Source organism: Hyalangium minutum (genome assembly GCF_000737315.1).
Lineage (GTDB): Bacteria > Myxococcota > Myxococcia > Myxococcales > Myxococcaceae > Hyalangium > Hyalangium minutum.
The window spans coordinates 641,905-665,887 of record NZ_JMCB01000003.1; the positions used below are offsets into that span (position 1 = coordinate 641,905).

Annotated in this window: 21 protein-coding genes; 13 read left to right on the plus strand and 8 right to left on the minus strand. The window is 68.0% G+C overall.

The features are described 5' to 3' along the window. The first annotated feature begins 82 nt into the window (after positions 1–82). The 7 genes from ubiE (at position 83) to DB31_RS09170 (ending at position 7,335) form a co-directional block, all read left to right on the plus strand. The gene (gene ubiE, locus DB31_RS09140; RefSeq protein WP_044185349.1) at positions 83–772 is read left to right on the plus strand and encodes a bifunctional demethylmenaquinone methyltransferase/2-methoxy-6-polyprenyl-1,4-benzoquinol methylase UbiE; all 690 of its coding nucleotides are present in this window, start codon (positions 83–85) and stop codon (positions 770–772) included. 118 nt (positions 773–890) lie between these two features. Next, positions 891–1,352 carry a shikimate kinase gene (locus DB31_RS09145; protein WP_240486599.1) on the plus strand — a complete coding sequence of 154 codons (462 nt, stop codon included), beginning with the start codon at positions 891–893 and terminating at the stop codon, positions 1,350–1,352. Further along, positions 1,349–2,593 (plus strand): shikimate dehydrogenase, encoded by a 1,245-nt coding sequence (locus tag DB31_RS09150; RefSeq protein WP_044185355.1) that lies wholly within the window; start codon positions 1,349–1,351, stop codon positions 2,591–2,593. Before DB31_RS09145 ends, DB31_RS09150 begins: the two co-directional genes overlap by 4 nt. After that, positions 2,590–3,609: a chorismate synthase gene (gene aroC, locus DB31_RS09155; protein WP_044185357.1), complete on the plus strand. Its 1,020-nt coding sequence runs from the start codon at positions 2,590–2,592 to the stop codon at positions 3,607–3,609. Before DB31_RS09150 ends, aroC begins: the two co-directional genes overlap by 4 nt. Beyond that, a complete protein-coding gene (locus DB31_RS09160; protein ID WP_044185360.1) occupies positions 3,606–4,676 on the plus strand; it encodes a 3-dehydroquinate synthase in 1,071 nt (356 codons plus the stop codon). Before aroC ends, DB31_RS09160 begins: the two co-directional genes overlap by 4 nt. Then, a complete protein-coding gene (locus DB31_RS09165) occupies positions 4,673–5,950 on the plus strand; it encodes a 3-phosphoshikimate 1-carboxyvinyltransferase (protein WP_157231887.1) in 1,278 nt (425 codons plus the stop codon). The genes DB31_RS09160 and DB31_RS09165 overlap by 4 nt, the downstream gene beginning before the upstream one ends. Positions 5,951–6,033: 83 nt before the next feature. Further along, positions 6,034–7,335: a citrate synthase gene (locus tag DB31_RS09170; RefSeq protein WP_044185363.1), complete on the plus strand. Its 1,302-nt coding sequence runs from the start codon at positions 6,034–6,036 to the stop codon at positions 7,333–7,335. Between the two features lie 79 nt (positions 7,336–7,414). On the opposite strand, the gene DB31_RS09175 is transcribed toward DB31_RS09170, so the two are convergent. Further along, positions 7,415–9,232, minus strand: a complete 1,818-nt coding sequence (locus tag DB31_RS09175; RefSeq protein ID WP_205628483.1) for an AMP-dependent synthetase/ligase — start codon at positions 9,230–9,232, stop codon at positions 7,415–7,417. A 123-nt stretch (positions 9,233–9,355) separates the two neighbouring features. On the opposite strand from DB31_RS09175, the gene DB31_RS49900 reads away from it, so the two are divergent. The 6 genes from DB31_RS49900 to lnt all read left to right on the plus strand — a co-directional run bounded on the left by DB31_RS49900 (position 9,356) and on the right by lnt (position 15,957). Next, on the plus strand, positions 9,356–9,724 hold the full coding sequence (locus tag DB31_RS49900) for a hypothetical protein (protein WP_044185366.1): 369 nt from the start codon (positions 9,356–9,358) through the stop codon (positions 9,722–9,724). 113 nt (positions 9,725–9,837) lie between these two features. Further along, a complete protein-coding gene (locus tag DB31_RS09185; protein WP_052419825.1) occupies positions 9,838–10,536 on the plus strand; it encodes a bifunctional nuclease family protein in 699 nt (232 codons plus the stop codon). Positions 10,537–10,736: 200 nt separating this feature from the next. Continuing rightward, the gene (pyk, locus tag DB31_RS09190; RefSeq protein ID WP_044185368.1) at positions 10,737–12,140 is read left to right on the plus strand and encodes a pyruvate kinase; all 1,404 of its coding nucleotides are present in this window, start codon (positions 10,737–10,739) and stop codon (positions 12,138–12,140) included. A gap of 123 nt (positions 12,141–12,263) precedes the next feature. Next, the gene (locus tag DB31_RS09195) at positions 12,264–13,313 is read left to right on the plus strand and encodes a lipase secretion chaperone (RefSeq protein WP_157231888.1); all 1,050 of its coding nucleotides are present in this window, start codon (positions 12,264–12,266) and stop codon (positions 13,311–13,313) included. A 30-nt stretch (positions 13,314–13,343) separates the two neighbouring features. Then, complete coding sequence (locus tag DB31_RS09200; protein WP_044185371.1) at positions 13,344–14,516, plus strand: endonuclease/exonuclease/phosphatase family protein; 1,173 nt, start codon at positions 13,344–13,346, stop codon at positions 14,514–14,516. Positions 14,517–14,526: 10 nt separating this feature from the next. Then, a complete protein-coding gene (gene lnt, locus DB31_RS09205) occupies positions 14,527–15,957 on the plus strand; it encodes an apolipoprotein N-acyltransferase (RefSeq protein ID WP_240486600.1) in 1,431 nt (476 codons plus the stop codon). Positions 15,958–16,063: 106 nt separating this feature from the next. On the opposite strand, the gene DB31_RS09210 is transcribed toward lnt, so the two are convergent. The 7 genes from DB31_RS09210 to lepA are packed head-to-tail and all read right to left on the minus strand — an operon-like array spanning position 16,064 to position 23,928. Further along, on the minus strand, positions 16,064–16,831 hold the full coding sequence (locus DB31_RS09210; protein ID WP_044185374.1) for a hypothetical protein: 768 nt from the start codon (positions 16,829–16,831) through the stop codon (positions 16,064–16,066). Further along, a complete protein-coding gene (locus DB31_RS09215) occupies positions 16,828–17,496 on the minus strand; it encodes a DUF7986 domain-containing protein (RefSeq protein ID WP_044185377.1) in 669 nt (222 codons plus the stop codon). Before DB31_RS09215 ends, DB31_RS09210 begins: the two co-directional genes overlap by 4 nt. Before the next feature lie 14 nt (positions 17,497–17,510). Next, positions 17,511–18,626, minus strand: a complete 1,116-nt coding sequence (gene carA / locus DB31_RS09220) for a glutamine-hydrolyzing carbamoyl-phosphate synthase small subunit (protein ID WP_044185379.1) — start codon at positions 18,624–18,626, stop codon at positions 17,511–17,513. Next, entirely contained in the window at positions 18,626–19,927 is a 1,302-nt protein-coding gene (locus DB31_RS09225; protein WP_044186170.1) for a dihydroorotase, read from the minus strand. The genes carA and DB31_RS09225 overlap by 1 nt, the downstream gene beginning before the upstream one ends. Further along, positions 19,924–20,814: an aspartate carbamoyltransferase catalytic subunit gene (locus DB31_RS09230; RefSeq protein WP_044185382.1), complete on the minus strand. Its 891-nt coding sequence runs from the start codon at positions 20,812–20,814 to the stop codon at positions 19,924–19,926. The genes DB31_RS09225 and DB31_RS09230 overlap by 4 nt, the downstream gene beginning before the upstream one ends. A gap of 57 nt (positions 20,815–20,871) precedes the next feature. Further along, positions 20,872–22,113, minus strand: a complete 1,242-nt coding sequence (gene lepB / locus DB31_RS09235; protein WP_044185385.1) for a signal peptidase I — start codon at positions 22,111–22,113, stop codon at positions 20,872–20,874. Between the two features lie 3 nt (positions 22,114–22,116). Continuing rightward, entirely contained in the window at positions 22,117–23,928 is a 1,812-nt protein-coding gene (gene lepA / locus DB31_RS09240; RefSeq protein WP_044185388.1) for a translation elongation factor 4, read from the minus strand. Positions 23,929–23,983: the final 55 nt, after the last annotated feature.

Sequence of the window (23,983 nt, forward strand, 5' to 3'; positions counted from 1 at the left end):
TTCAAAACCATGTGAACTCCATTGCAGAGGCCATGTGGGAGGAAGGCGGACTGAGGAGCCCGGCCCAGGCCTCGGGGGTCCGATGAGCACTGAAGTGCGTCAGATGTTCTCCTCGATCGCCACGCGGTACGACGTGACGAACGAGGTGATGTCCTTGGGCATCCACCGGCTGTGGCGCCGGGCCGCCGTGAAGTACAGCGGGGCCAAGGAGGGCGACCGAATCCTCGACTGTGCCACTGGCACCGGAGATCTGGCGCTGTCCTTCAAGCGGAAGGTGGGCGCCTCCGGCCACGTGGTGGGCACGGATTTCTGCCCGGAGATGCTGCAGAGCGCTCCCGGGAAGGCCTCGGAGGCGGGGCTCCAAGTGGAGTTCCAGGTGGCCGATGCCATGGCCCTCCCCTTCGCCGATGCCTCCTTTGATGTGGCCTCTATCTCCTTTGGCATCCGCAACGTGGATGACCCGGTGAAGTGCCTGAAGGAGATGGCGCGGGTGGTGAAGCCGGGCGGCCGCGTGGTGGTGCTGGAGTTCGGCCAGCCGCAAGGGCTCTTTGGCGCCCTGTTCCGGGTGTACGCCAAGACGATCATGCCGGCCCTCGGGGGCCTGCTCACCGGTAACCGGACCGCCTACGAGTACCTTCCCCGGACCGCGGCGGCCTTCCCCTCAGGGGACGCATTCCTGGCGCTGATGGATCAGGCAGGCGCCTATCACGAGCGGGTAGCCCATCCGCTCACGTTTGGGACATCCTACGTGTATGTCGGAACGGTCCGCTGACTCGCGGCGCCTCATTCTGGAGCAGCTTCTCGATGCGGTAGACCCTCGGCTCAGCCCTAGGCTGAGAGAGGTACTCGGCCAGCCGGGGCCCACCCTACTCCCCGCGGCCGGCCAAACGATGGTGCTCGCAGGCCACCGCAGCGCGGGCAAGACGCGGCTGCTGCCGGTGGTGAGCCAGTTGCTGGGCCGCCCTGGGTTGGACCTCGACGTGGAGCTCGAGCGGTCCTCCGGACGCCCGCTGAAGACCTGGGTGGCCGAAGATCCCAAGTCGTTCCGCGCCGCCGAGCGCCAGACGCTGGTGGAGCTGCCACCGGGGAGCCTGGTCGCCGTGGGAGGCGGGTTTCTCTCCCACCACCCGGACGCGCTGGCGGGAATGTTCACGGTGCTGATTCCAGTCTCCTTCGAGACGTACCGAGAACGCCTGCTCGCGGATACATCCCGCCCCAGGCTCCGGCCGGGAGTTACATTGGAGGAGGAGATCGCCACGGTGTTCCACGAGCGCGAAGCCCTGCATGCCCGCGTCCCCACCGTGTCTCTGGTGGACTTTCTCCGGACCTTCTGGCGTGAGGTGGCCCCGTGAGCCCCGCTCTCCGTGTCGTCACGCTGCCTCCCACCCTCCAAGGCGCCGAGGCCGTTCGCTTCGCCGAGGAAGTCCGCCGCCGGGGCGCCAACATCCTGGAGATCCGCACCGATCTGCACTCGCCCGAGGCCGTGGACGTCCTGGCCCTGCGGCAGGTGCTGCCGCTGCTGGTGTCCGAGCGCGGGCGTCCCCTGCCCTCTGCCTGGGTGGAGGCGTCCACGCATGTGGACCGGGATGTGACGGTCTCGGTCGATGCCCCGGCGTCGAAGCTCGTGGCCTCGCACCATGCCGAGCGCCCGCTCTCGACAGCCGAGGCCCTTCGGCTCTGGGACCAGCCGCTGCCCTCCACGGCCATGGTGAAGCATGTCGAGCCGCTCGGGCCTCCCTCGCGGGCTCCGGAGCTGCTGGAGACCCAGGCGCGGCTCATTGAACGGTTTGGGGCCGGACGCGTGACGGTGCTCGGGATGGGGCCTGTGGCGCTCCCGATCCGGGCGGTGCTCGCCCGGCGGAATGCGCTGGACTACGTGGCGGCGGGCGGAAGCTGGAGCGCGGCGCCTGGACAGCGGCTCCTCGACGATGCGGTCCGCGAGGCCCGGGCCGCAGGAGGAGCCACGAACCTGCGCCGAGGCATCCTGGGCACGTCGATCGTCCACTCGCGCTCGCCTCGCATCCACCGCCAGCCCTTCGACCGCATCGACATCCCCGAGGATGGGCCTGTCGAGGAACTGGTCGATGCGCTGCTGCCCCACTACGCCGGCTTTGCGGTCACCAGCCCCTTCAAGCTGCGCCTGGCCAAGCATGCCCGCTCCCCGCTGGAGGCCATCAACACGCTCGTCCGCCGGGGTGACCACTGGGAGTCCTTCAATACCGACGTCGAGGGCGCTCGGGCCGTTCTGAAGCGGCTTGGGGCCCAAGAGGCGTTCGTACTCGGGGACGGAGGCTCCACCGCCGCGCTTCGCGTCGTCGCGGGAGACATGGACTGCCGACTGCGCGTCCTCAAGCGCGCGGAGATCCAGGCGCCCCTCACCGGTGCCGGGGTCTGGACCTGGCCGGATCGCGTACCGCCGCCCGAGGAGCTGCGCTTCGACCAGGCTCGCGTGGCGGTCATCGCCTACGGGGCCCCGGGCCGACGTGTCGCCAAGGAGATCTCGCGCCGCGGAGGCACACCGGTCATGCTGGGTGCCGCGTGGTTCATCGCGCAGGCCCGACGGCAGCGCGAACTCTGGGAGACCGCAACATGAACACCTTGGGAGTCCTCTTCCGGCTCACGACCTTCGGCGAGAGCCATGGCGTTGCGCTCGGCTCGATCATCGACGGGTGCCCGGCCGGCGTTCCGCTGACCCGTGAGCACATTCAGGCCGCGCTGGATCGCCGGCGCCCGGGCCAGTCCGCCATCACCACCGCCCGTGCCGAGGCCGATCAGGTGGAGATCCTCTCGGGCGTCTTCGAGGACAAGACGCTGGGCACGCCGATCGCGGCCATCGTGCGCAACACGAACCAGCGCTCGCAGGACTACGACAAGCTGAAGTCCGAGGATCGTCCCGGCCACGCGGACGCGGTCTGGCGCGAGCGCTACAAGCACCGCGATCACCGGGGCGGCGGGCGCACCAGCGGGCGCGAGACGCTCTGCCGTGTCATCGGCGGTGCGATTGCCGAGGCGTACCTCGCCCGGGATCTGCCCCAGGTCCGCACAGTGGGCTGGGTGTCCCAGGTGGGAGATCTCGTGGCGGCGGTTCCGCCCGCAGGCGTCACCCGGGCCCAGGTGGACGAGCACGCCACGCGCTGCGCCGATCCGGCCATCCGCGAGGAGATGTCCCGGCGCATCCTGGCGGCCAAGGAGGCCGGGGACAGTCTGGGCGGATCTATTGATATCCGCGTCGAGGGCCTGCCCGTGGGCCTCGGTGAGCCCATCTTCGGCAAGCTCAAGGCACTGATTGCCCAGGCGCTCGGGAGCGTGGGCGCGGTGACGGGCGTCGTCTGGGGCCCGCCGGATCTGATGGAGCGGATCGCCGAGCCGGGCAAGATCTTCCACTCGAAGAAGGAGATGTACGGCGGCATCCAGGGCGGCCTCGCCAATGGCGAGCCGATGCAGGTGCGTGCCTACTTCAAGCCTCCCGCCACGCTCGCGGAGCACGCGAAGGGTGGGCGCCACGATCCGTGCATCATGCCGCGCGCGGTCCCGGTCCTCGAGGCGATGGTGTCCCTGGTGATCGCCGATCTCGTCCTGCAGATGAACGCGTTCCCCCACACCGCATGAGCCCCCTTCCTCCTGGCGCGTACAAGCCCGCAACCGATCACTGGGGTTCCTTCACGAAGCTCTCCAAGCGCCTGCCCGAGGGCAGCGTGGCCGTGGTGGACCGCACCGTGGCCCACTTCCACCCGGGGTTGATCCCGGCGCTCGAGGCGCGCAACCCCCGCGCCATCATCCAGATCACCGGTGGAGAGAAGGCCAAGAACCTCGCGTCCCTGGAGAAGGTGCTCGTGGGCGGCATCGCCCTGCCCCGCTCCGGGACGCTGGTGGTGGTAGGCGGAGGCACGCTCGGCGACGTGGCGACAGTGGCCGCGCACCTGCTCAAGCGTGGCGTGCGGCTGGTGCAGGTGCCCACCACGCTGCTCGCGGCGGTGGACAGCAGCCTCGGCGGCAAGGGCGCCGTGGACCTGATCTCCCGGGGAAACGTGGTGAAGAACCCCGCGGGCGTCTTCCACTATGCCGACGAGGGGTGGATCTGCCCGGAGCTGTTCGCTTCTCTCTCTGAGTCCCAGCTCCGCGAGGGCGCCATCGAAGCCTGGAAGATGGTGGTCTGCCTCGATGGGCCTCTGTTCCGCCGCTACATGCGCAAGGCTCCGGAGCTGAAGAAGCTGGTGAAGGACGCCCGGCGCCTCAAGGAGAGCGTCTGCGCACAGGATCCCTACGAGCAAACGGGCCTGCGCCGGGTGCTCAACTTCGGCCACAGCTTCGGCCACGTGCTGGAGAGCCTCTCCCGCTTCAAGCTGTCCCACGGTGACGCGGTGGGGCTCGGCATGCTCTGCGCGCTCGACGTGGGCCGGACCATGGGCATCACCCCCGCCTCCGTGGCCGATGAGGTCGAGCAGGTCCTGTACCGCGGGCCAGGCGTGTTGGGTCGCGACCGCATTGCCCACCTGCTGCGTCGTGCGCCCATCGGCGCCGTGGTGGATCTGCTCGCCGCCGACAAGAAGGCCGGCAAGTCGGGCGAGCTGCGCATGGTGCTCCTCACCGGCATTGGCGCCTTCGAGGTCCGGGACGTCCCCGAGGCCACGTGGCGCACCCTCTGGCCCGCCTGGAAACAGGGACTCCGCCCATGAGCAAGCCCTCCGTCCGCAAGCTGAACGTTGATCCGAGCCACCTCGTCCCCGCCCGCCTCACGCCTCCGGTGTCCAAGTCGGACGCGCAGCGGGCGCTGGTGCTCGCCCACCTCACCGGCCACTGGCCCCTCGCCGTGCTCCAGAACGAGCCCGAGGCCGATCTCGCCGCCGACGTCCGCGTCCTCACCCGAGGCGTGGAGACCCTGCGCCAGTCCCCCGGGCCCATCCGGGACGTGGACTGCGCGGACGGTGGCGCCCCGTTCCGCATCTTCGTCACCCAGGCCGCGGTGACTCCAGGCGCCAAGGTGCGCATCACCGGCACCCCGCGCCTGGGCGAGCGTCCTCACGGTCCGCTCTTCGACTCGCTCCGGGACGCGCTGGGGCCCTCGGGCCTCGTGCTGAGGGAGGGCACCCCCTGGCCTGTGGAACTCCACGCGCCAGACCGCACCGGGGAGCCCGTCTTCCGCGTCCCTGGTGCTCAGAGCAGTCAATACGCCTCCAGCCTCCTCCTCGGGTGTGCCGCTCTGTTTCTCCGCGAACATCGCCCCTGGAGCGTGGAGATCCAGGGCCCGCTGACGAGCGCCGGCTACCTGGAGCTCACCGTCTTCTGGCTGCGGCGCTTCGGCTTCACCGTGGAGGAGACCCCCTCCCGCTTCACGGTGACGGCGCACCAGCCCTCGGCCAAGGCTCCGCCCATGCCGGGAGACTGGTCCTCGCTGGGCTATCTGCTGCTCATCGCCTGGCGCACGGGCGGCAGCGTGGAGCGCGCCGATCCCTCCAGCGCCCACCCGGATCAGGCCCTCCTCCGGCTGATCCAGCCCGCGGGCCTCACGCCCATTCCGGGCCCGGACCTCACCATGCGCGTCGAGGGCCAGGCTCGGGCCGGGCTCACCGCCTCCGGCAAAGAGTGCCCAGACCTGCTGCCCACCCTGGCCGCGCTCGCCCTGGTGCTGCCTCGGCCCTCCACTTTGGAGGACGTCAGCATCCTCCGCTTGAAGGAGAGCGACCGCTTGGAGGGCATCCGCACCCTGGTTTCCGCCTACGGCGGATCCACCACCCTGGAGGGCGAGACGCTCACGATCACCCCTCCAGCCGCCCCTCCCGCGCACTTCGAGATGGACAGCAAGGGCGATCACCGGCTCGCCATGGTGTCGGCCACCCTCTCCATCCTCTCGGGGGCTCGGCTGACGCTCACCGGACCCGAGTGCGTGGAGAAGAGCTTCCCGGGGTTCTGGCGGCAGGTGGAGCGGGTGGGTGTACGCCTAACTGAATGAGCCTTCAAGTCTCACTGTCGGAGGCAGGCGAAGCCGGTTCTTTTTTGTTGAAAGCACTCTGCTCCCTGTGAATTCTCCCGCCCATGCCCAAGGACACGCTGACGATCACGGACAACCGAACCGGGAAGACGTACGAAGTCCCGATCGAGAACGGAACGATTCGCACCCACGCGCTGCGCCAGATCAAGGTTAACGAAGAAGACTTCGGTCTGATGGGGTACGACCCGGCGTTCCTGAACACGGCGAACTGTAGGAGCGCAATTACCTTCATCGATGGCGACAAGGGCATCCTCGAGTACCGCGGCTACCCCATCGAGCAGCTGGCCGAGAAGTCCTCCTTCCTCGAGGTCGCCTACCTGCTGCTCAACGGCGAGCTGCCCACGCCGAAGGAGCTCGAGCAGTTCATCCACCTCGTGACGCACCACACGTACGTTCACGAGAACATCAAGACGTTCATGGACGGGTTCCGCTACGACGCGCACCCGATGTCCATGCTGGCCTCCACGGTGGCCGCGCTCTCCGGCTTCTACCCGGACGCCAAGCACACCAAGGATGAGAAGAGCCGCCGCATCCAGATCACCCGGCTCATCGCCAAGATGCCGACCATCGCGGCCTTCTCGTTCCGGCACAGCATGGGCCTGCCGTACATCTACCCGGACAACGAGCTGTCCTACGTCGCCAACTTCCTGGCGATGATCCGCCGCATCGGCACGGCCACCTACAAGGTGCACCCGGTGCTGGAGCGCGCGCTGGATCTGCTCTTCATCCTCCACGCCGACCACGAGCAGAACTGCTCCACCACGTCGGTGCGCACGGTGGGCTCGTCCGAGGTGGATCCGTACTCGGCGGTGAGCGCGGGCATCGGCGCCCTGTACGGCCCGCTGCACGGCGGCGCCAACGAGGCCGTGCTGCGCATGCTGCGCGAGATCGGCCACGTCTCGAAGATCCCCGACTTCATCAAGGCGGTGAAGAGCGGCGAGGGCGAGAAGAAGCTGATGGGCTTCGGCCACCGCGTCTACAAGTCGTACGATCCGCGCGCCAAGGTCATCAAGCGCGTGGCGGACGAGGTGTTCGAGGTGACGGGCAAGAACCCGCTGCTGGACATCGCCGTGGAGCTCGAGCGCATCGCCCTCCAGGACGAGTACTTCGTGAAGCGCAAGCTGTACCCGAACGTCGACTTCTACTCGGGCCTCATCTACGAGGCGATGGGCTTCCCGGTGGAGATGTTCCCGGTGCTCTTCGCGATTCCCCGCACGGTCGGCTGGTGCGCCCAGTGGGAGGAGATGGTGAAGGATCCGGAGCAGAAGATCGCCCGTCCTCGCCAGGTCTACACGGGCTCCTCGCGCCGCGAGTACGTCCCCATGGAGAAGCGCGCCGCCAAGTAATCCAGGCCACGGCCTGAAGCACGAAGGGGCGAGGGACTTCGGTCCCCCGCCCCTTTTGCTTTCCCGGGGCCGGCTCGCCTCAGCCCGCCTTGGCCTCGGAGTGGGCGCCCTCGGCGTAGAGGGACTCGATGAGGGCGGCGTGCTTCTTTTCCACGGCGCTGCGGCGGACTTTGAGCGTGGGCGTCATCTCGCCTCCATCGATGGAGAAGTCCTCCGGGAGGATGGCGATGCGCTTGATCGTCTCGAAGCGGGCCAGCTGCGGGTTCACCTCGCGCTCGATGGCCTGCTCCAGGTACTGGCGCAGGCGCGGATCCCGGACCAGTGCACCCGGCTCCTCCGGCCAGCTCTGGGCCTGGGCCACGGCCTTCAGCTTCTCCGCGTCCACCGTCAGCAGCGCCACGAGGTAGTTGCGCCGCTCGCCGATGACGACCGCCTGGCTCACCGGAGCCACGCCCTTGAGCAGCTGCTCGATGTTGGCGGGCGCCGTCTTCTTGCCGCCCGAGGTGACGATGATCTCCTTCTTGCGGCCGGTGATGTGCGCGAAGCCCTCGCCGTCCAGCACCGCCACGTCTCCCGTGTGGAGCCACCCGTCCTGCAGCAACTCCGCGGTGGCGGCGGCCTCCTTGAAGTAGCCCATGCACGTGTTGCCACCGCGCAGGAGCAGCTCCCCGTCCTCCGCGATGCGGATCTCCATGCCCACCAGGGGCCGGCCCACCGAGCCCAGCCGCGTGGCCTCGTGCGTGTTGAGCGTCCCGGGGCCCGTCACCTCGGACATGCCCCACACCTCGCGGATGATGATGTCGATGGAGGCGAAGAAGTCCAACACAGTCCGGGCAATGGGCGCCGCACCCACGGAGAAGAACTCCACCTGATCGAAGCCGATGCGCTCATGCAACGGCGCGAACACCAGCTTGCGGGCCAGCTGGTACTGGGCCTCCAGCGGCAGGGGCACCTTCTCGTGGCGCAGTGCCAGCGTGTGGTACTGCGTGGCCACGCCGCGCGCCCAGGCCAGCACCTTCTGCCGCAGCGGCGGCTGCGCGCGGAACCCCTCCTCCGCCTTCGCCTTGAACTTCTCCCACACGCGGGGCACGCCGAAGAAGAAGGTGGGCCGCACCTCCTTCAGGTTCTGCGGCACCGAGTCGATCGAGTCCGCGAAGAACACCTGCGCGCCCAGCATCAGCGGGCCGTAGATGGAGAGCACCTGCTCGGCGATGTGCGAGAGCGGCAGGTACGACAGCATCCGCTTGGACTCCTTGCCGAACCGTGCCGCCTGGATGAGCTTCTCCGTCGTCCACACGAGGTTGTGGTGGCTCAGCATCACCCCCTTGGGGTTTCCCGTCGTCCCCGAGGTGTAGATGAGGGTCGCCAGCCCGTTCTTCTCCAGTGCGTTGACGCGCTCCCAGTAGGGGCCCTCGTCCGCGCCCGTGCCCTTCTCCAGCACGTCCGTGTACCGCAGCACGCCCGGGGGCAGCTCGTCCGGCGCGTCCATGACGATGATGTGGCGCAGCTTGGGCAGCCGCTCGCGCACCTTCAGCGCGGTGGCCAGGTACTTGGCGTTCTCCACCAGGAAGAACTCCGCCTCGCTGTGGCCGAGGATGTACTCGATCTGCTCCGCGCTGCTCGTGGTGTAGATGCCCAGCGGCACGCCCCCGAGCGCCATGGCGGCCAGATCCGACACCAGCCACTCCTCGCGGTTGAAGCTCTGGATGGCCAGCACGCCCTTGGCCTGGAACCCCAGGGCGTGCAGGCCCAGAGCGAAGCGGGTGACGCGCTGGGCGTACTCGCGCCAGGAGGTGGGGACGTACGTCTTGCCTCGCCGCTTCCAGAGCGCCGGGCGATGCTCGTACCGCGTGGCCTGCTGGTGGAGCACATGAACCAACGTCGTGGGCTGTTCCATGGAGGCAGGAGGCTACAAGAAACCCACCCGGGGAGGACATCTGTCCCCGGTGCCGCCAGAACGCGCCCGGGCGTCTCCGTCGTTGACAGGCGACTAGGCGGCTATGTATTCCGCGCAACGACCATGAGCATCGACTTCACCTGTCAGAAGTGCGAGGCGAGCTTCGAGCTGGACGCGCAGGATCTCATCGAGGGGACCGAGAAGCTGGTCTGCCCCCACTGCGAAGCGAAAGCCCCCGCCAACATCTCCGAAGACTTCGTCGCGGCGCTCACGGAGATGCGCGCCCAGATCGCCGTGCTGGGCAAGAAGTTCGCGGTCAGCATGACGCTCGAGTCCGAGGATCTGGAGGATGAGCTCGAGGAGGAGGACGAGGAGGATGACGACGAGGAGTCCGAGGACGACGACGAGCTCGACTTCGACGAGGACGAAGACGAAGACGAGGATGCCGACGACGACGAGGACTACGACGACGAGGATGAGGACGAGCGCTGACTGCGCCGCCTGCCTGACTGCCCTCCTGCCCAGCCAGCTTCCAACGGGGCCGTAGAGCGGCTGGAATCACCCGAGGGCCTCGCGTACTCAGAGGGGGTGCGTACGTTTGGAGTGTGAAAACACCCAATCGCGCCAGCCTCTTTCTCGCCCCGCTCTCCGCCGTCGTGCTGGCGCTGGTGGGTCTGCTTTTCCTTCCCACCCTCTCGGCGCCGCCAGCGTTCGCCGCATCGCCCTCGGGGCCCAAGCCGGAGCCCTGCGTCACGGAAGCGGGCGCGGACCCGGCAGCTTGCAAGGAACTCGTCGAGCTCGTGGTCCGCGACGTCGTCCCGCTGGACGAGGCTCAGACCCACGCCGTGGTGCTCACCACCCAGGACGGGACCATTGTCCTCCCGGTCTTCGTGGACGAGGCGGCGGCCGTGGCCATCGCCTTCCGCCTGGCTCACCTCGAGCCGCCTCAGCCGCTCGCCCAGGATCTGCTGGATGACGTGGTGTCCAAGTTGGGCGCCTCCGTCACCGAGGTCCGCATCGATGACCTGCGCGGCGACATCTACACCGGCCGCGTCTTCATCCAGCAGGGCAAGAAGAACCTGGAGCTGGACGCCCGCCCGGCGGACTCCATCGCCATGGCCCTGGACGGCAACGCCCGCATCCGCGTGACGCGCAAGGTCCTGACGCAGGCGGGCATCAGCCGCGAGGACATCCAGGAGCTGCACGAGCAGTCCCCCGGCGTGGGCGGCAGCGGGAGCTCCGAGGAGCCCGTCGAGGAGCTGCCGGTGGCGCCCCAGGTCAGGCACAAGGAGATCAGCCTCTAGCCACCCCTTGCGCGAGGGTGTGACACTGGAAAGCCCGGCCCCCCCTCCCAGGGAAGCCGGGCTTTCACTTTCCTCGAGACAAGCTGAGGGTGCAAAGACACGAGGGCCGGGTACGGCTCCGGCGCCCGCGCGAGGTGAACATTCGCCTTCCGCGATCTCAGCTGTCAAGGGGGCTACCCCCCGCCTAGGATGCCTTGCCCATGCGCAAGGCGAAAATCATCTGCACCCTGGGCCCCGCTTCAAACTCCCCGGAAGTCATCGAGGGCCTCATCCGCGCCGGTATGAACGTGGCGCGCCTCAACTTCTCCCACGGGACGCAGGACGATCACCGCCGCCGGGTGAACACCATCCGCAAGGTGTCCCGGAAACTGGGAATTCCCGTGGCCATCCTGCAGGACGTGCAGGGCCCCAAGATCCGGCTCGGTAAGTTCGAGGGCGGCCAGCTCGTGGTGAAGGAAGGCCAAACCGTGACGGTGACCACGCGCGCCGTCCTGGGAGCGGGGACGGTCATCCCCACGCCGGTGCGCTCGCTGCCGAAGGACGTGGAGCGCGGGCACGTCATCCTCCTGGACGACGGCCGGGTGCGACTCCGAGTGCTGCGGGTCGCGGGCCGGGATGTCACCGCCAAGGTGGAGGTGGGGGGACTCCTGAAGGACCACAAGGGCCTCAACCTGCCGGGCGCGGCGATCTCGGTGCCCACCATTACGGAGAAGGACGCGGTGGATCTGGCGTTCGGCCAGGAGCTCGGCGTGGACTACGTGGCACTGTCCTTCGTGCGCTCGGCGGACGACATCCGCAAGGCGCGCGAGCACGTGTCCAAGCTGAAGACGCCCTTGATTGCGAAGATCGAGAAGCCCCAGGCGGTGGAGGACCTGGAGGCCATCGCCGCGGTGGCGGATGGGGTGATGATCGCCCGCGGAGACCTGGGCGTGGAGATGCCGCTGGAGCAGCTGCCGGGCATCCAGAAGCGCGCGGTGGCCGAGGTGAACCGGATGGGCGGTCTGGTCATCGTGGCCACGGAGATGCTGGAGAGCATGGTGTCCAACTCCCGGCCTACGCGCGCCGAGGTGTCCGACGTGGCCAACGCCATCCTGGACGGAGCGGACGCGGTGATGCTCTCGGGCGAGACGGCGGCGGGCCGCTATCCCATCGACGCAGCGGCCACCATGGCGAGGATTGTCGAAGAAACGGAGCGAGGAGTCGTCTCAGGCGGCCTGCGCCCCTCGCTGGTCGAGCGCAAGGATGACCTGTCCACCGGCGTGGCGGCGGCGGCGGTGGCGGCGGCCGAGCAACTGGGCATCGACACGATCGTCACCTATACGGAGCGGGGCCACACCGCGCGCCTGATCTCCGAGTTCCGGCCTCGGGCGCAGATCATCGGCCTGACGCCCAACGCGGACACGGTGAACCGGATGGCGCTGTACTGGGGCGTGAAGGGGCTCCAGGTGGGCCGGCTGCAGAGCACGGACGCGATGCTCAAGCAGGTCCGCCGGCTGTGCCGTGACCAAGGGCTGTGCAAGGTGGGCTCGCCCGTGGTCATCGTGGCGGGCGTGCCGCTCAACGAGCCGGGCAGCACCAACATGATGTCCGTGCACCGCATCTGAAGCCCCCGCTCCAAGCGCTCGCCCGCGGGCCCTTGAAGCGCGCTCTCACTCCCAGTAAAACGCAACTTCCAGGTTAAAGAGGCGATACTTGGAAGGCTGATCCATGGCCTGGGAGGAGCCTTCTTGAGAACGCCGGGAATCCTGGTGGGGATCGCCCTCGTGGGCCTGGTGGCCTGGCGCGCGCTTGCGCCTCGGGCCGCCCCGGCTGCAGAGGACACGGCTCCCATCGTGGCTCCGGGAGTGTCGGTGCCGCCTCCGGACGCGCCCTGGCACGCCCGTTCGGACCCTGGCGCGCCCCAGAGTGGTTCAGCTCCCGAGGCGTCGCAGCTCAAGGCCCAGTTCCTGATGGCGAAGGCCCGGCAGACGCTGGGACAGGCCTACGAGCGCTCTGCCTCGCATGGAGACTTTGCCCTCGCTCCAGGCCGCATCCTGAAGAGCCTCCTGGAGCGGCGCTGTGGGCTCGTACAGCGCCATGCCCAGGCGCTTGCCGTGGACGCGGCGGGCCTGTGCCGGGAACTGCTGTTCGCGGCCGTGAAGGAGCGGCTGGCCCTTTCCTCGAATGTCTCTGAGGCCCGGTTCTGGGAGCTCCTGACGCAGGTCGACGAGGCCTATGAGCGGCTCGTGGTGGCGGATCCCTCCACGGCCCGCGACGAGGCCTTCCGCGCTGCCTTCGAGCGCTTCCGCGAGGCACGGCGCGGCATCGTTGGAGCGGACCTGGATCGGCGCCTGTTCGGGCTCGCGGACGAGGTGCTTCGTCTGCCCTTCCAGGTGGAAGACCTGCTCCACGATCCCAAGACCTCCGCCGAGCAAAAGCTCGCCGCCTACGAAGAGACGCTCCAGCGCATCGAGCGCGAGTCCGGCGTGCGGCTGGCGTCCGTCGTGGAGCCCCTGGAACTGGCGAAGCACGCGCTGCGGCTCCAGGAGGCTGCAGGCCCGCTCGGCCCCGAGCAGCGGCAGGCGGTGCTGGCGCGCTACGCGGGGCCTGAGACCGCCGAGCGCTACCTGGCGAATCAACAGGAGCAACAAGACCGGAGCGAGCGGCTGCACGCCTTCAACCAGGAGCGCGATGCCCTGCTGGAGCAACTGGCTCGCGCGGGGCTGGGCCCGGAGCAGCGCCGCCAGCGGATGGCCGAGATCGACCAGCAGCTCTTCGAGAAGTACCGCCTGCAATAACCCGCATCGCCGTCACGAAGGAGTTCGCCCATGGAGTCCCACAAGATCGAGTGGCGCAGGGGTGTACTGCCCGCTGCGCTCACGCTGCTGCTCGCCGGCCCGGCCTGGGCCGAGGGCACGCCCGCGTTCGACGCCTACTACTCGAGCCATCCCAAGGAGTGGTTCGACGCCGCCAGCGAGGTGGACTACTTCAATCCCTCGATCACACGCTCCTGGCAGCTCAACGAGACGTGCAGCGACACCGGGTACTTCTCGGTGGCCTCGTACAACATCTTCCACAACGTCCCATTCGTCACCGACTTCGGAGACGAGATGGAGCAGAGCCTCGGCAAGGTGACGAAGTGCGCCGACGTCGTCCTCTACCAGGAGGCCTGGGATTACGACGACATCATCGAGGACGGCCCCAAGGCGGATCTGACCGCGCGCGGCTACAAGATGCTGACGCCGGCCAACTACTACTGCGACGACTCGGGCGAGGGTGCGATCGAGAACGACTGCAGCGGGCTGGTGATGTTCTACAAGACGGGCACGACGCTCGTGAAGGAACTGACGCTCCAGCCCTTCACCACGGTGAACGGCGTGGACGTGCACAAGGAGAAAGGCATCTGGGGCGCGATCTTCGCCAAGGAGGGCCGCTACTACTACGTCTTCAACACCCACTTCACGTACGGCAACAACAGCCACCTGGACGGGGACTCCACCTCCGACGCCTCGCGCATCTCCAACATGAAGCAGTCGCTGGCCTTCATCCGCGATCGCGTGAATGCCAACCGAGCCAGCTACCCGCCCGCGCTCATCCTCTTCGGGGGCGACTTCAACGCGGACTTCACGAGCGCCCTCAGCTACTCCAAGGGCTACCAGCTGCTTCTCCAGGCCTCCGCACAGAGCAGCTTCTTCGAGCCGTATGAATACGCCACCGGCGGTGCGGCCCTGGGCGGATATGAGACCGCGGGCTTCCAGTCCAACTGGCCCGGCTCCACGGCCGATACGGGCAACAACGGCATGGCTTCGGGCGCCAAGGGGGACTTTGACACGCTGATGGTCGGCAAGGCCGCCGCGTTCGGCTCCTGCTCGCCAGCCTCCATCTCGTACAGCGGCTGGGCGCCGGGCTGGAAGTCGATCGACACGAGCGTGCGGAAGTGGCCGTCGTATACCCACTCGGACCATTACGGCCGCTGGATCCGGGTGAAGCCCGGCTGCTGAGCCCCCACGGATGGCGCTGCCGAGGCTCGGAGGGCTGGGACGGAGCTGCCTGTGGGCAGGGGGCGGCGCCTTGCTGGTGGGCGCGTCAGCGCACCTGATCCTCGTCTTCCCGGCCAACGTGCTGGGCCTCGTGGGCGGCTTTGCCTGCTACTTCCGAGCGCTCGGCCACAGCGAAACGCCACGCGCGGGGCTGCTCACCGGCTCCGTGTTCGGCCTGCTCCTGGCAGCCAGCAGCCTCTATTGGCTTACCGATGTGCTCTATGTGCTGACGCTCGAAGAGCGCATCGTTGGGGCCATCGTGGTGGGTGGGTTCCTGGTGCTGATCGCGCTGCCTTACGGGCTCTGGGGGCTCGGAGCGGTGCTCATGAGGCGCCGCGTGCCTCGGCGCTGGATGTTCCTCCTCGCACCAGGGCTGCTGCTGGCACAAGCGCTCGTCCATGACGTGTGGCTCGGCTTTCCCTGGCTGCACCACGGCTACTGGCTGGCCTTCGGGCCTCTGGGAAACTGGCTGGCCCTGCTGGGAGCGTGGGGCGTGGGACTGCTCCTGCTCCACCTCGCCGCGTGCGTGGGGCTCTGGAACCAGGCCCCGAGCGCCCTTTCGCATGCACTGGCCACGGGTGTGGTGCTCTGCCTTGCCCCCCTGTTCCCCGTCAGCCCTCCCCCCGGCCCGGCTTCCCGGAGGGTCCAAGCCGCCATCATCAGCATCGATCCTCCCGAGGTGAAGGACAGCCCCCAGGACAACCTCGAGCTGCTCTCGCGCTACGTGATGGCCACGCAGCAGCTCCGGGCGGATTGGACCTTCTGGCCCGAGTCCGTCATCCGTGACGGCGAAGCCACCCTGGCCCCGCTCAGCGCGGCCTTGGGTCTGCCAGGGGGACGCATCTTCGCGGGGGCACTGCTCGCGGCCCCCTCAGGGCGCTACAACGCCCTCGTCGAACTCCCGGGAGGCAGGCCCCTCTACTACAAGCAGAAGCTCGTCCCATTCTCGGAGTACCTGCCCGGCGAGCCCTTCCGCCGGCTGTTCCGAGTGCTCGGCGTCAACACCCTCAAGACCGACGTGACCGCGTGGCCCCAGCCGCAGCCCGCGGTGGAAGCCGACGGCGTGAGCCTGCACCCCCTGCTCTGCTACGAGGCCGCCTTCACCGAACTCATCCAGCCCGGCTCCCAGCCGATGGTGTTGCTCAACGCCGGCAACGAGAGCTGGTTCCGGAGCGCGCTCATGCACCGCATGACCTTAGCGATGGCCGTGGCCCGCTCCCGCGAGTACGGCGTCCCGCTGGTGCGCTCCGTGGTGGGCGGCTCCAGCGGGACCTTCGACCCTGCCTCGGAACCTGTCTGGCAGGAGGGCGAGGTCCGTGAAGGCACCCTCACCCACCCCGCCCCGCTCCTCCCCCGGCCCGCAGCGACGCCGTACAGCTACTGGCGCCGCCTGTTCCCCTGAGCGCGCAGCGAACCGGTCTACTTGTCAGACAGGTTGGCCGCGCGCCCAGCCAGCCAGGGCCCCATCACGATGAAGGGTGCTCCCGTACAGGTGAAGCCTCACACGCTCAGGCTGGCGTGACACCCGCACGGCGAATCCGCTCGATGTACTCCGCCGTGGCCCCAGAGAGCTTGCCCACCACGGCCAGAAAGCGCGCTCGCCGCTTCGCGAGCTCCGGCTCCGGTTCACGAACCGCGAGGGACTCGTCCCACAGCAGGTCGCGCAGCTGCCACACGAACTGGTTGAACGGGAAGTGGTGAACCGCCTGCACGGGCTCGATGAACTCCGCGGAGATGGGCGTCGTCAGCGTGTCCCAGGCGGAGCTGGACTGCTGCTTCCAGATGCCGGACACGTGCACGAGCACCATGCGGCCATCCACGAGCAGATACACCCGGCGCTCCACCAACACGCCCATGTCCTTCGGCTGGGAGTCCTGCACGCCGTACCGGAAGTAGTCATGCGCGAGCGGATAGGCGTGCTCCTTCATCCACTCCGCCTCCCGCAGGCGCGCCGGGTAGCTCCCGAGCCCCGCCTCATACGCCTGCAGCAGTTCCTCGGGCATCCCCTGAACGCCTCGGAGATCCTCGCGGATGGTGCGCAGCGGAAGCCGATCCAGCTCCGGCAGCGCGAGCTGAATGAGTAGCCCCAGCAGCGTGCCTTGCACTTCCTGGAGCCCCTCGGCCAGGGGGCTCATCGTGGCCCAGAATTCCTCCCGGAGCCGCAGGTGCTCCGGATCCGGCTCGGGTGGCGCGAAGGCGGGCAGCTCCTTCGGCGTCTGCCGGCGGTCAGACAAGTCGATGACGGTCGGCGCCTCGTCCTTGTCTTTGTCTTTCACAGGGTCTTGTTCTGGAAGTCGTACAGCTTCTCGACGGCGACCTGCCGGTAGCGCTCCACCTTGAGCGCGCGCATGGCGCAGTCCCAGACCAGCTCCTTGGCGGGCCGATCCGGCTCCTTCTTCTTGCGCCGTTTCACTTCGGCCTTGATGGCCTTCACCGCCACGCGCGGGTGGTAGCAGAACGCCGCCGAGAACAGCAGGTGCCCGCCGAACGGGATGAGCCGCGCCTCGATGACATCCCCCGTCTCCAGACCGGCGATGTTGCGGCGCTCGGTGACGTCAAAGTCCTTGCCGGAGAACAGCTCGCGCAGGCGGATGACGCCCTTGCCCAGCTTGCGCACCTCGAACAGCCCGTGCACCGTCTCCGTGAAGCTGCGGAAGGCGTTGCCCTCCTCGGGGGCCGCGCTCTGCAGCCGCTGCTCGTACAGCTCGGTGGCCGGCGTCTTCCCCGTGAGAGGCGAGACACGATCGTACAGGTAGTAGTCCAGGAACGAGGCCATCCGGAGCTCGAAGATCTTGTCGTCCTCGAACACCTCGCCCGTGAGGCGGAAGTACTCGGCCTTGGCCTCCAAGAGGTCCGCCTTGCGCGGCTCCTGGCTCCCGAAGGCGATGAGCTCGTCCAGGTACGGCTGATACGACAGAGGTGAAGCGGAAGGGGCGTCCATGGCGCGCGAAGATCCTACTCCGCCATCAGCCGCGCGAAACGCTTGAACAGATAGCGGGCATCGTGCGGACCGGGGGAAGACTCCGGGTGATACTGAACACTGAAAGCCCGGGCATCCGGGATGGAGAGCCCCTCCACCGTTCCATCATTCAGGTTGATGTGGGTCACCACCGCCCTGCCCTTCAGGCTGGCATCGTCCACAGCGAAGCCGTGGTTCTGCGCGGTGATCTCCACCTTCCCGGTGGTCAGGTCTTTCACCGGCTGGTTGGCACCCCGGTGGCCGAACTTCATCTTGTACGTCCGGCCGCCCAGCGAGAGAGCGAGGATCTGGTGCCCCAGGCAGATGCCAAACACGGGCACCTTGCCGAGCAGCTTGGCCACCGTCTTGTCCGCGCCCGTGACCGCCGCCGGATCGCCGGGGCCATTGGCCAGGAAGACGCCGTGCGGCTTGCGCGCGAGCACCTCCTCGGCCGTGGTTGTGGAGGGCACCACCGTGACGCGGCACCCCTCGTCCACGAGGAACTCCAGCATGGAGCGCTTGAGGCCGTAGTCGTAGGCCACCACGTCGAAGCGGAACTCCGGCGCGGGACGCGGCGAGTTGCTGAACACGTCCGGGGACGGTGTGGTGAAGGAGTACGGCTGCTTCGTGGAGACGCCCGTGGCCAGGTCCATGCCCTCCATGCCGGGCGCGGTCTTGGCGCGCTCCACGAGGGCCGCGGTGGAGTGGTTCTCGCTGGAGATGACGCCCATCTGCGCGCCGTGCGTGCGCAGGTGGCGCACGAGCCGCCGGGTGTCCAGGCCCTGGATGCCCGCGACGCCGTGGCGGGCGAGGTACGCGTTCAGCGTCTCCTTGGCGCGCCAGTTCGAGGGGATCTCCGTGTACGAGCGCACCACCATGCCCACCGCGTGCGGGTGCACGGACTCTTCGTCCTGCGGCGTCGCGCCCACGTTGCCCATCTCCGGATAGGCCATGGTGACGATCTGCCCGACGTACGAGGGATCCGTGAGGATCTCCTGGTAGCCGAACATGGACGTGTTGAAGACCACTTCGCCCACCCTCTCACCGGTGGCGCCAAACGCGCGCCCCTCGAAGGTGGTGCCATCCGCCAACGCGAGCACGGCTCGCTTCATCACCGGGACTCCTTGATCTGACCGTCCGAGAAAACGAGCCTGCCGCTCACCCACGTCTGGGTCACGCGCCCCTTGAGCAGGCGGCCATTGAAGGGCGTATTCCGGCTCTTGGAGAAGAACCGCTCCGCGTCTACCGCCCACTCCACCTCCGGGTCGACGAGCGTGACGTCCGCCGGAGCACCAGCCCCCAGGTGACCGCCCGGCAGCCCGAACGCTCTCGCCGGGCCGTCCGTCAGCAGCTCCACCGCCTTGAGCGGGCTGAGCACGCCATCGTGCACCAGCGCCAACGTCAATCCCAGCGCCGTCTCCAGGCCCACCACGCCGTTGATCCCCTTCTCGAACTCCACCTGCTTGTCGAGGATGCCGTGCGGCGCATGGTCCGTGGCGATGGCGTCGATGGTGCCGTCCGCCAGGGCCTCACGCAGGGCCTCCACGTCGCGGCGCAGGCGCAGTGGCGGGTTCATCTTGGCGTGGGTGTCATACGAGCCCACGGCGGTGTCATCGAGCGTGAAGTGGTGCGGCGTGGCCTCGGCGGTGACCTTCAGGCCCCGCTTCTTGGCCTCGCGCACCAGGCGGACGCTGCCCTCGCAGGAGATGTGGGCGATGTGCAGCCGCCCGCCCGTCTCCTCGAGCAGCACCAAGTCCCGCGCCACCATGACGATCTCGGCCGAGGACGGGATGGGCGCCAGCCCGAGCCGCGTCGCCGTGGGCCCCTCCGTCATCGCGCCCTTGCCAGACAGCGTGAGGTCCTCCTCGTGGACCATGACGGGGATGTCGAACAGCGTGGAGTATTGGAGCGCGCGGCGCATCAGCGAGGCGCTCATCACCGGGCGTCCGTCGTCCGTGATGCAGACGCAGCCGGCGGAGATCAGCTCGCCCATCTCCGCGAGCTCCTCGCCCTTGAGGCCCTTGGTGATGGCCCCCGCGGGGTACACGTGGCAGAGGTTGGCCGCGCGGGCGCGAGAGAGCACCAGCTCCGTCACGAGCGCGCTGTCGTTGACGATCTTGGTGTTGGGCATGGCCACCACCGCGGTGAAGCCGCCCGCCACCGCCGACCGGCTCCCGGTGAGGATGGTCTCCTTCCCTTCCTCGCCCGGCTCGCGCAGGTGCACGTGCAGATCGATGAAGCCCGGGAGCACCCAGCGCCCCCGCGCGTCCACCACCTGGGCGCCCGGAACCTGGAGGGGGGCCTCGGAGATCTCGGCCACCTTGCCGTCCCGGAGGAGCACGTCGCGCACGCCGTCCACCTGGCTGCGTGGATCGATGACCCGGCCACGGCTGAAGAGGATCGGGGCGCTCACGAGCACACCTCCAGGATGGCGCGGCGCACAGCCACTCCGTTCGCCACCTGCTCCAGGATGACGCTGCGGGCCCCATCGGCGACCGCAGGCGCCAGCTCCACGCCTCGGTTGATGGGTCCCGGGTGCATGACGAGCGCCCCGGACTTCATCTTCTCGCTCCGGGCCACGTTGAGGCCGAAGAGGCGGGAGAACTCGCGCGTGGAGGGGAAGAACGACTCCGACTGCCGCTCCAGTTGGAGGCGCAGGCACATCACCGCATCCGCCTGGGGCAACGCCGCGTCCAGGTTCGTGGTGACCTCGGCGCCCAACTCCTTCAGGCCCACGGGCAGCAGCGTGGGCGGGCCACACGCGACCACCCGAGCCCCCAGCGCCGTGAGGCACAGGATGTTCGAGCGCGCCACGCGGCTGTGGAGGATGTCCCCGACGATGAGGACGGTGCGGCCGTCCAGCTTCCCCCAGTGCTTGCGCAGCGTGAAGGCATCCAGCAGGGCCTGCGAGGGGTGCTCGTGGGTGCCATCCCCGGCGTTGATGACGGCGCAGCGCACGTGCTTGGCGACCAGGTGAGGCGCGCCCGAGGAGCGGTGCCGGATGACGAGCGCCACCGGGCCCGTGGCCTCGATGTTGCGCACCGTGTCCAACAGCGTCTCACCTTTGGAGACCGAGGAGCCCGCTGCCGTCCAGTTGAGCACCTGGGCGCCGAGCATCTTGGCGGCCATCTCGAAGGAGGTGCGAGTCCGGGTGGAGTCCTCGAAGAAGAGGTTGGCCACCACCTTGCCCTGGAGGACGGAGGCGTTCGCCGAGCCCCTTGGAAGATGAGCCTCGGCCCGGTCGAGCAGCGTCTCGATCTCTTCCCGCCGCCAGCCTTCGATTCCGAGCAGGTGTCGCATAGACCGGGGTGGCGCCCTAGCAGCGCCACCGCAGAGCGTCAAGCGTGTCAGAAGGCTTCAACGCACCGGCTCGAAGAATCGATCCAGGCGCAGGCCCGTACCGTCGAAGAAGCCACTGAACAGGCCGCCGTAGCCCAGGGACAACCACACCACCATCGCCTTGCCCTTGATGTTCCCGTACGGCACGTAAGCGGGCGGGTGGCCCATCCCCACGAAGCCCACGCGGCTGTCCGAGCTGTTGTCCCGGTTGTCACCCATCACGAAGACATGGTCCTCGGGGACGACGAAGGGGCCCTCGGTGACGTGGCCGTGGGGGTGGCTGGGATCCTGGAGCACGGCGTGGGCAACTTCGCCGAGCTGCTCCTCGTACAGCGCGGAAGGATCGTCGTACCACTCGCCTCTCGGCGACAGGTTGCGCGCGATGAAGTCGCTGGAGACGAGCCGGCGCTGCTGCGGCACGCCGTTGACGTGGATCACCTCGTCGATGACCTCGATCTTGTCGCCCGGCAGGCCCACCACGCGCTTGATGAAGTCCTTGTCCGTCTCGATGGGGTTGTTGAAGACGATCACATCCCCGCGCATGGGCGCCCGGATGAACTGGAACGGCACCTTGTTGATGAACGGGATGCGCACCCCGTAGACGAACTTGTTGACGAAGACCTGGTCGCCGATCTCCAGCGTGGGGAGCATGGAGCCGGAAGGAATCCGGTACGGCTCGATGAAGATGGTGCGGATGAGCAGCGCGATGGCCAGCGCCTTGCCGAAGCCGGAGACCGTCTCCCAGCCGGACTGCTTCCGGTAGGCGCCAAACAGGTCCTCGTGGAGCTTGTCGAGCGCCCGGACCTCCTTCTCCAGCCGGGGCACGTCCGCGGCGATGGAGGCGTCCTCCACGCGGATGGACTGCTCGGTGAGGCCCTCGGCGGCGTTGGGGGGCAGCTTGTCCGGGAGGCGCTGGAAGATGCGCTCGGCCTCGTGGAAGAGCTCGCGGGCCTCGTGGCGGAGCTTGCGCAGCGCCTGCTCGCGCTTGGAGGCCAGGCGCCAGCCCAGCAGCCCCAGCCAGTAGAAGAACATGGCCGCCCCGAAGAACTGCATGGCCGGCTTGGCCCACGAGGCGGCGGCGCGGGAGCTCTCGATGACGAACAGGTACGGGATGAAGAGCAGGCCCACCAGTGTGAGCGGAGCCCAGAGGCTGGTGAGGAGCTGCCGCCACATGAGCACGCGCCGGGCCCGCAGCTGCTCGGGCGTCCGGCGGGCGGACAGGGCCTCTGCGAGCTTCACCGGCGTGGTGGCGGCGGTCATCGGCTACTCCTCCGTCTTCAGGACGGCGAGGAAGGCCTCCTGCGGGATCTCCACCGTGCCCACGGACTTCATGCGCTTCTTGCCCTCCTTCTGCTTCTCCAGCAGCTTGCGCTTCCGGCTGATGTCACCACCGTAGCACTTGGCGAGCACGTTCTTCCGCATGGCGGAGATCGTCTCACGGGCGATGATCTTCGCGCCGATAGCCGCCTGGATGGCCACCTCGTACATCTGCTTGGGAATGACTTCCTTGAGCTTCTGGCACACCTCGCGGCCGCGGATGTAGGCGCGCTCGCGGTGGACGATGACGCTCAGGGCATCCACCGGCTCACCGTTGATGAGGATGTCCAGCCGGGCGAGATCCGCCTCGTTGTAGCCGGCCAGCTCGTAGTCGAGGCTGGCGTAGCCGCGCGACACGCTCTTGAGCTTGTCGAAGAAGTCGAACACCACCTCGGCCAGCGGCATCTCGTACGTCACCTGCACGCGCTGGCCGCTGGAGCCCAGGTACTTCATGTCCTTCTGCACGCCGCGCCGGTCCTGGCACAGCTTGAGGATGGCGCCCAGGTGATCATTGGGCACGTGGATGTGGCAGGTGAGGATGGGCTCCTCGAACTTCGCGATGTTCTGCACCGGCGGCAGCTTGGCCGGGTTGTCGATGAGGAGCACCTCACCCTTGCTGGTGGTGATGCGGTACACCACGGAGGGCGCCGTGGTGATGAGGTTGAGGTTGTACTCGCGCTCCAGGCGCTCCTGGACGATCTCCATGTGGAGCAGGCCCAGGTAGCCGCAACGGAACCCGAAGCCCAGCGCCGTGGAAGACTCCGGCTCGTAGGTGAAGGCCGAGTCGTTCAGCGTGAGCTTGGCGAGCGCATCGCGCAGGTTCTCGTAGTCCGCGGAGTCCACCGGGAAGATGCCGCTGAACACCATGGGCTTCACTTCCTTGAAGCCCGGGAAGGGCGCGTCCGTGGGGCGCGCCTCCTCCGTCACGGTGTCACCCACCTTGGCGTCCTGCAGCTCCTTGACGTTGGCCACCAGGACGCCCACCTCGCCGGCCATCAACTGCTGCACGGGGCGGGAGAAGGGGCTGAACACGCCCAGCTCCTGCACCTCGAAGACCTTGTTGTTGCTGAACATCTTGATCTTCTGCTTGAGCTTGAGCGTGCCCTCGAGCACGCGCACCAGCGTCACGACGCCGCGGTAGTTGTCGTACCAGCTGTCGAAGATGAGGGCCTTGAGCGGCGCGTTCGGCTCGCCCTTGGGCGGCGGCACGGTCTTGACCACCGCCTCGAGGATGTCCTCGATGCCGATGCCCTCCTTGGCGGAGGTCGGCACGGCCACGGACGCGTCGATGCCGATCACGTCCTCGATCTCCTCCCGGGTGCGCGCCACGTCCGCGCTCGGCAGGTCGATCTTGTTGATGACCGGGATGATCTCCAGGTCATGGTCGAGCGCCATGTAGACGTTGGCGAGCGTCTGCGCCTCGACGCCCTGGCTGGCGTCCACCACGAGCAGGGCGCCCTCGCAGGCGGCCAGCGAGCGGCTGACCTCGTAGGCGAAGTCCACGTGTCCCGGGGTGTCGATCAGGTTCAGGACGTACTGCTGGCCGTCCTTGGCCTTGTAGTTCATGCGAACGGACTGGGCCTTGATGGTGATGCCCCGTTCGCGCTCGATGTCCATGTTGTCCAGGAACTGGGCCTGGGCCTCACGCTTGGTCAGCGTCCCGGTCTTCTCGAGGAGACGGTCTGCCAGCGTCGACTTCCCATGGTCGATGTGGGCGATGATGCAGAAGTTGCGGATATGGGCGTTTTCGGCCGGCATGGAAGGGTGCGCTCTGCGCTGTAAGTCAAAGCGCGCCTGAGTAACACCGAAACCA

Coding starts and splice junctions, on each gene's coding strand:
- ubiE (WP_044185349.1), top strand. CDS start 83: ATGAGCACTGAAGTGCGTCAGATGTTCTCCTCGATCGCCACGCGGTAC.
- DB31_RS09145 (WP_240486599.1), top strand. CDS start 891: ATGGTGCTCGCAGGCCACCGCAGCGCGGGCAAGACGCGGCTGCTGCCG.
- aroC (WP_044185357.1), top strand. CDS start 2,590: ATGAACACCTTGGGAGTCCTCTTCCGGCTCACGACCTTCGGCGAGAGC.
- DB31_RS09160 (WP_044185360.1), top strand. CDS start 3,606: ATGAGCCCCCTTCCTCCTGGCGCGTACAAGCCCGCAACCGATCACTGG.
- DB31_RS09165 (WP_157231887.1), top strand. CDS start 4,673: ATGAGCAAGCCCTCCGTCCGCAAGCTGAACGTTGATCCGAGCCACCTC.
- DB31_RS09170 (WP_044185363.1), top strand. CDS start 6,034: ATGCCCAAGGACACGCTGACGATCACGGACAACCGAACCGGGAAGACG.
- DB31_RS09175 (WP_205628483.1), bottom strand. CDS start 9,232: ATGGAACAGCCCACGACGTTGGTTCATGTGCTCCACCAGCAGGCCACG.
- DB31_RS49900 (WP_044185366.1), top strand. CDS start 9,356: ATGAGCATCGACTTCACCTGTCAGAAGTGCGAGGCGAGCTTCGAGCTG.
- pyk (WP_044185368.1), top strand. CDS start 10,737: ATGCGCAAGGCGAAAATCATCTGCACCCTGGGCCCCGCTTCAAACTCC.
- DB31_RS09200 (WP_044185371.1), top strand. CDS start 13,344: ATGGAGTCCCACAAGATCGAGTGGCGCAGGGGTGTACTGCCCGCTGCG.
- lnt (WP_240486600.1), top strand. CDS start 14,527: ATGGCGCTGCCGAGGCTCGGAGGGCTGGGACGGAGCTGCCTGTGGGCA.
- DB31_RS09215 (WP_044185377.1), bottom strand. CDS start 17,496: ATGGACGCCCCTTCCGCTTCACCTCTGTCGTATCAGCCGTACCTGGAC.
- carA (WP_044185379.1), bottom strand. CDS start 18,626: ATGAAGCGAGCCGTGCTCGCGTTGGCGGATGGCACCACCTTCGAGGGG.
- DB31_RS09230 (WP_044185382.1), bottom strand. CDS start 20,814: ATGCGACACCTGCTCGGAATCGAAGGCTGGCGGCGGGAAGAGATCGAG.
- lepB (WP_044185385.1), bottom strand. CDS start 22,113: ATGACCGCCGCCACCACGCCGGTGAAGCTCGCAGAGGCCCTGTCCGCC.
- lepA (WP_044185388.1), bottom strand. CDS start 23,928: ATGCCGGCCGAAAACGCCCATATCCGCAACTTCTGCATCATCGCCCAC.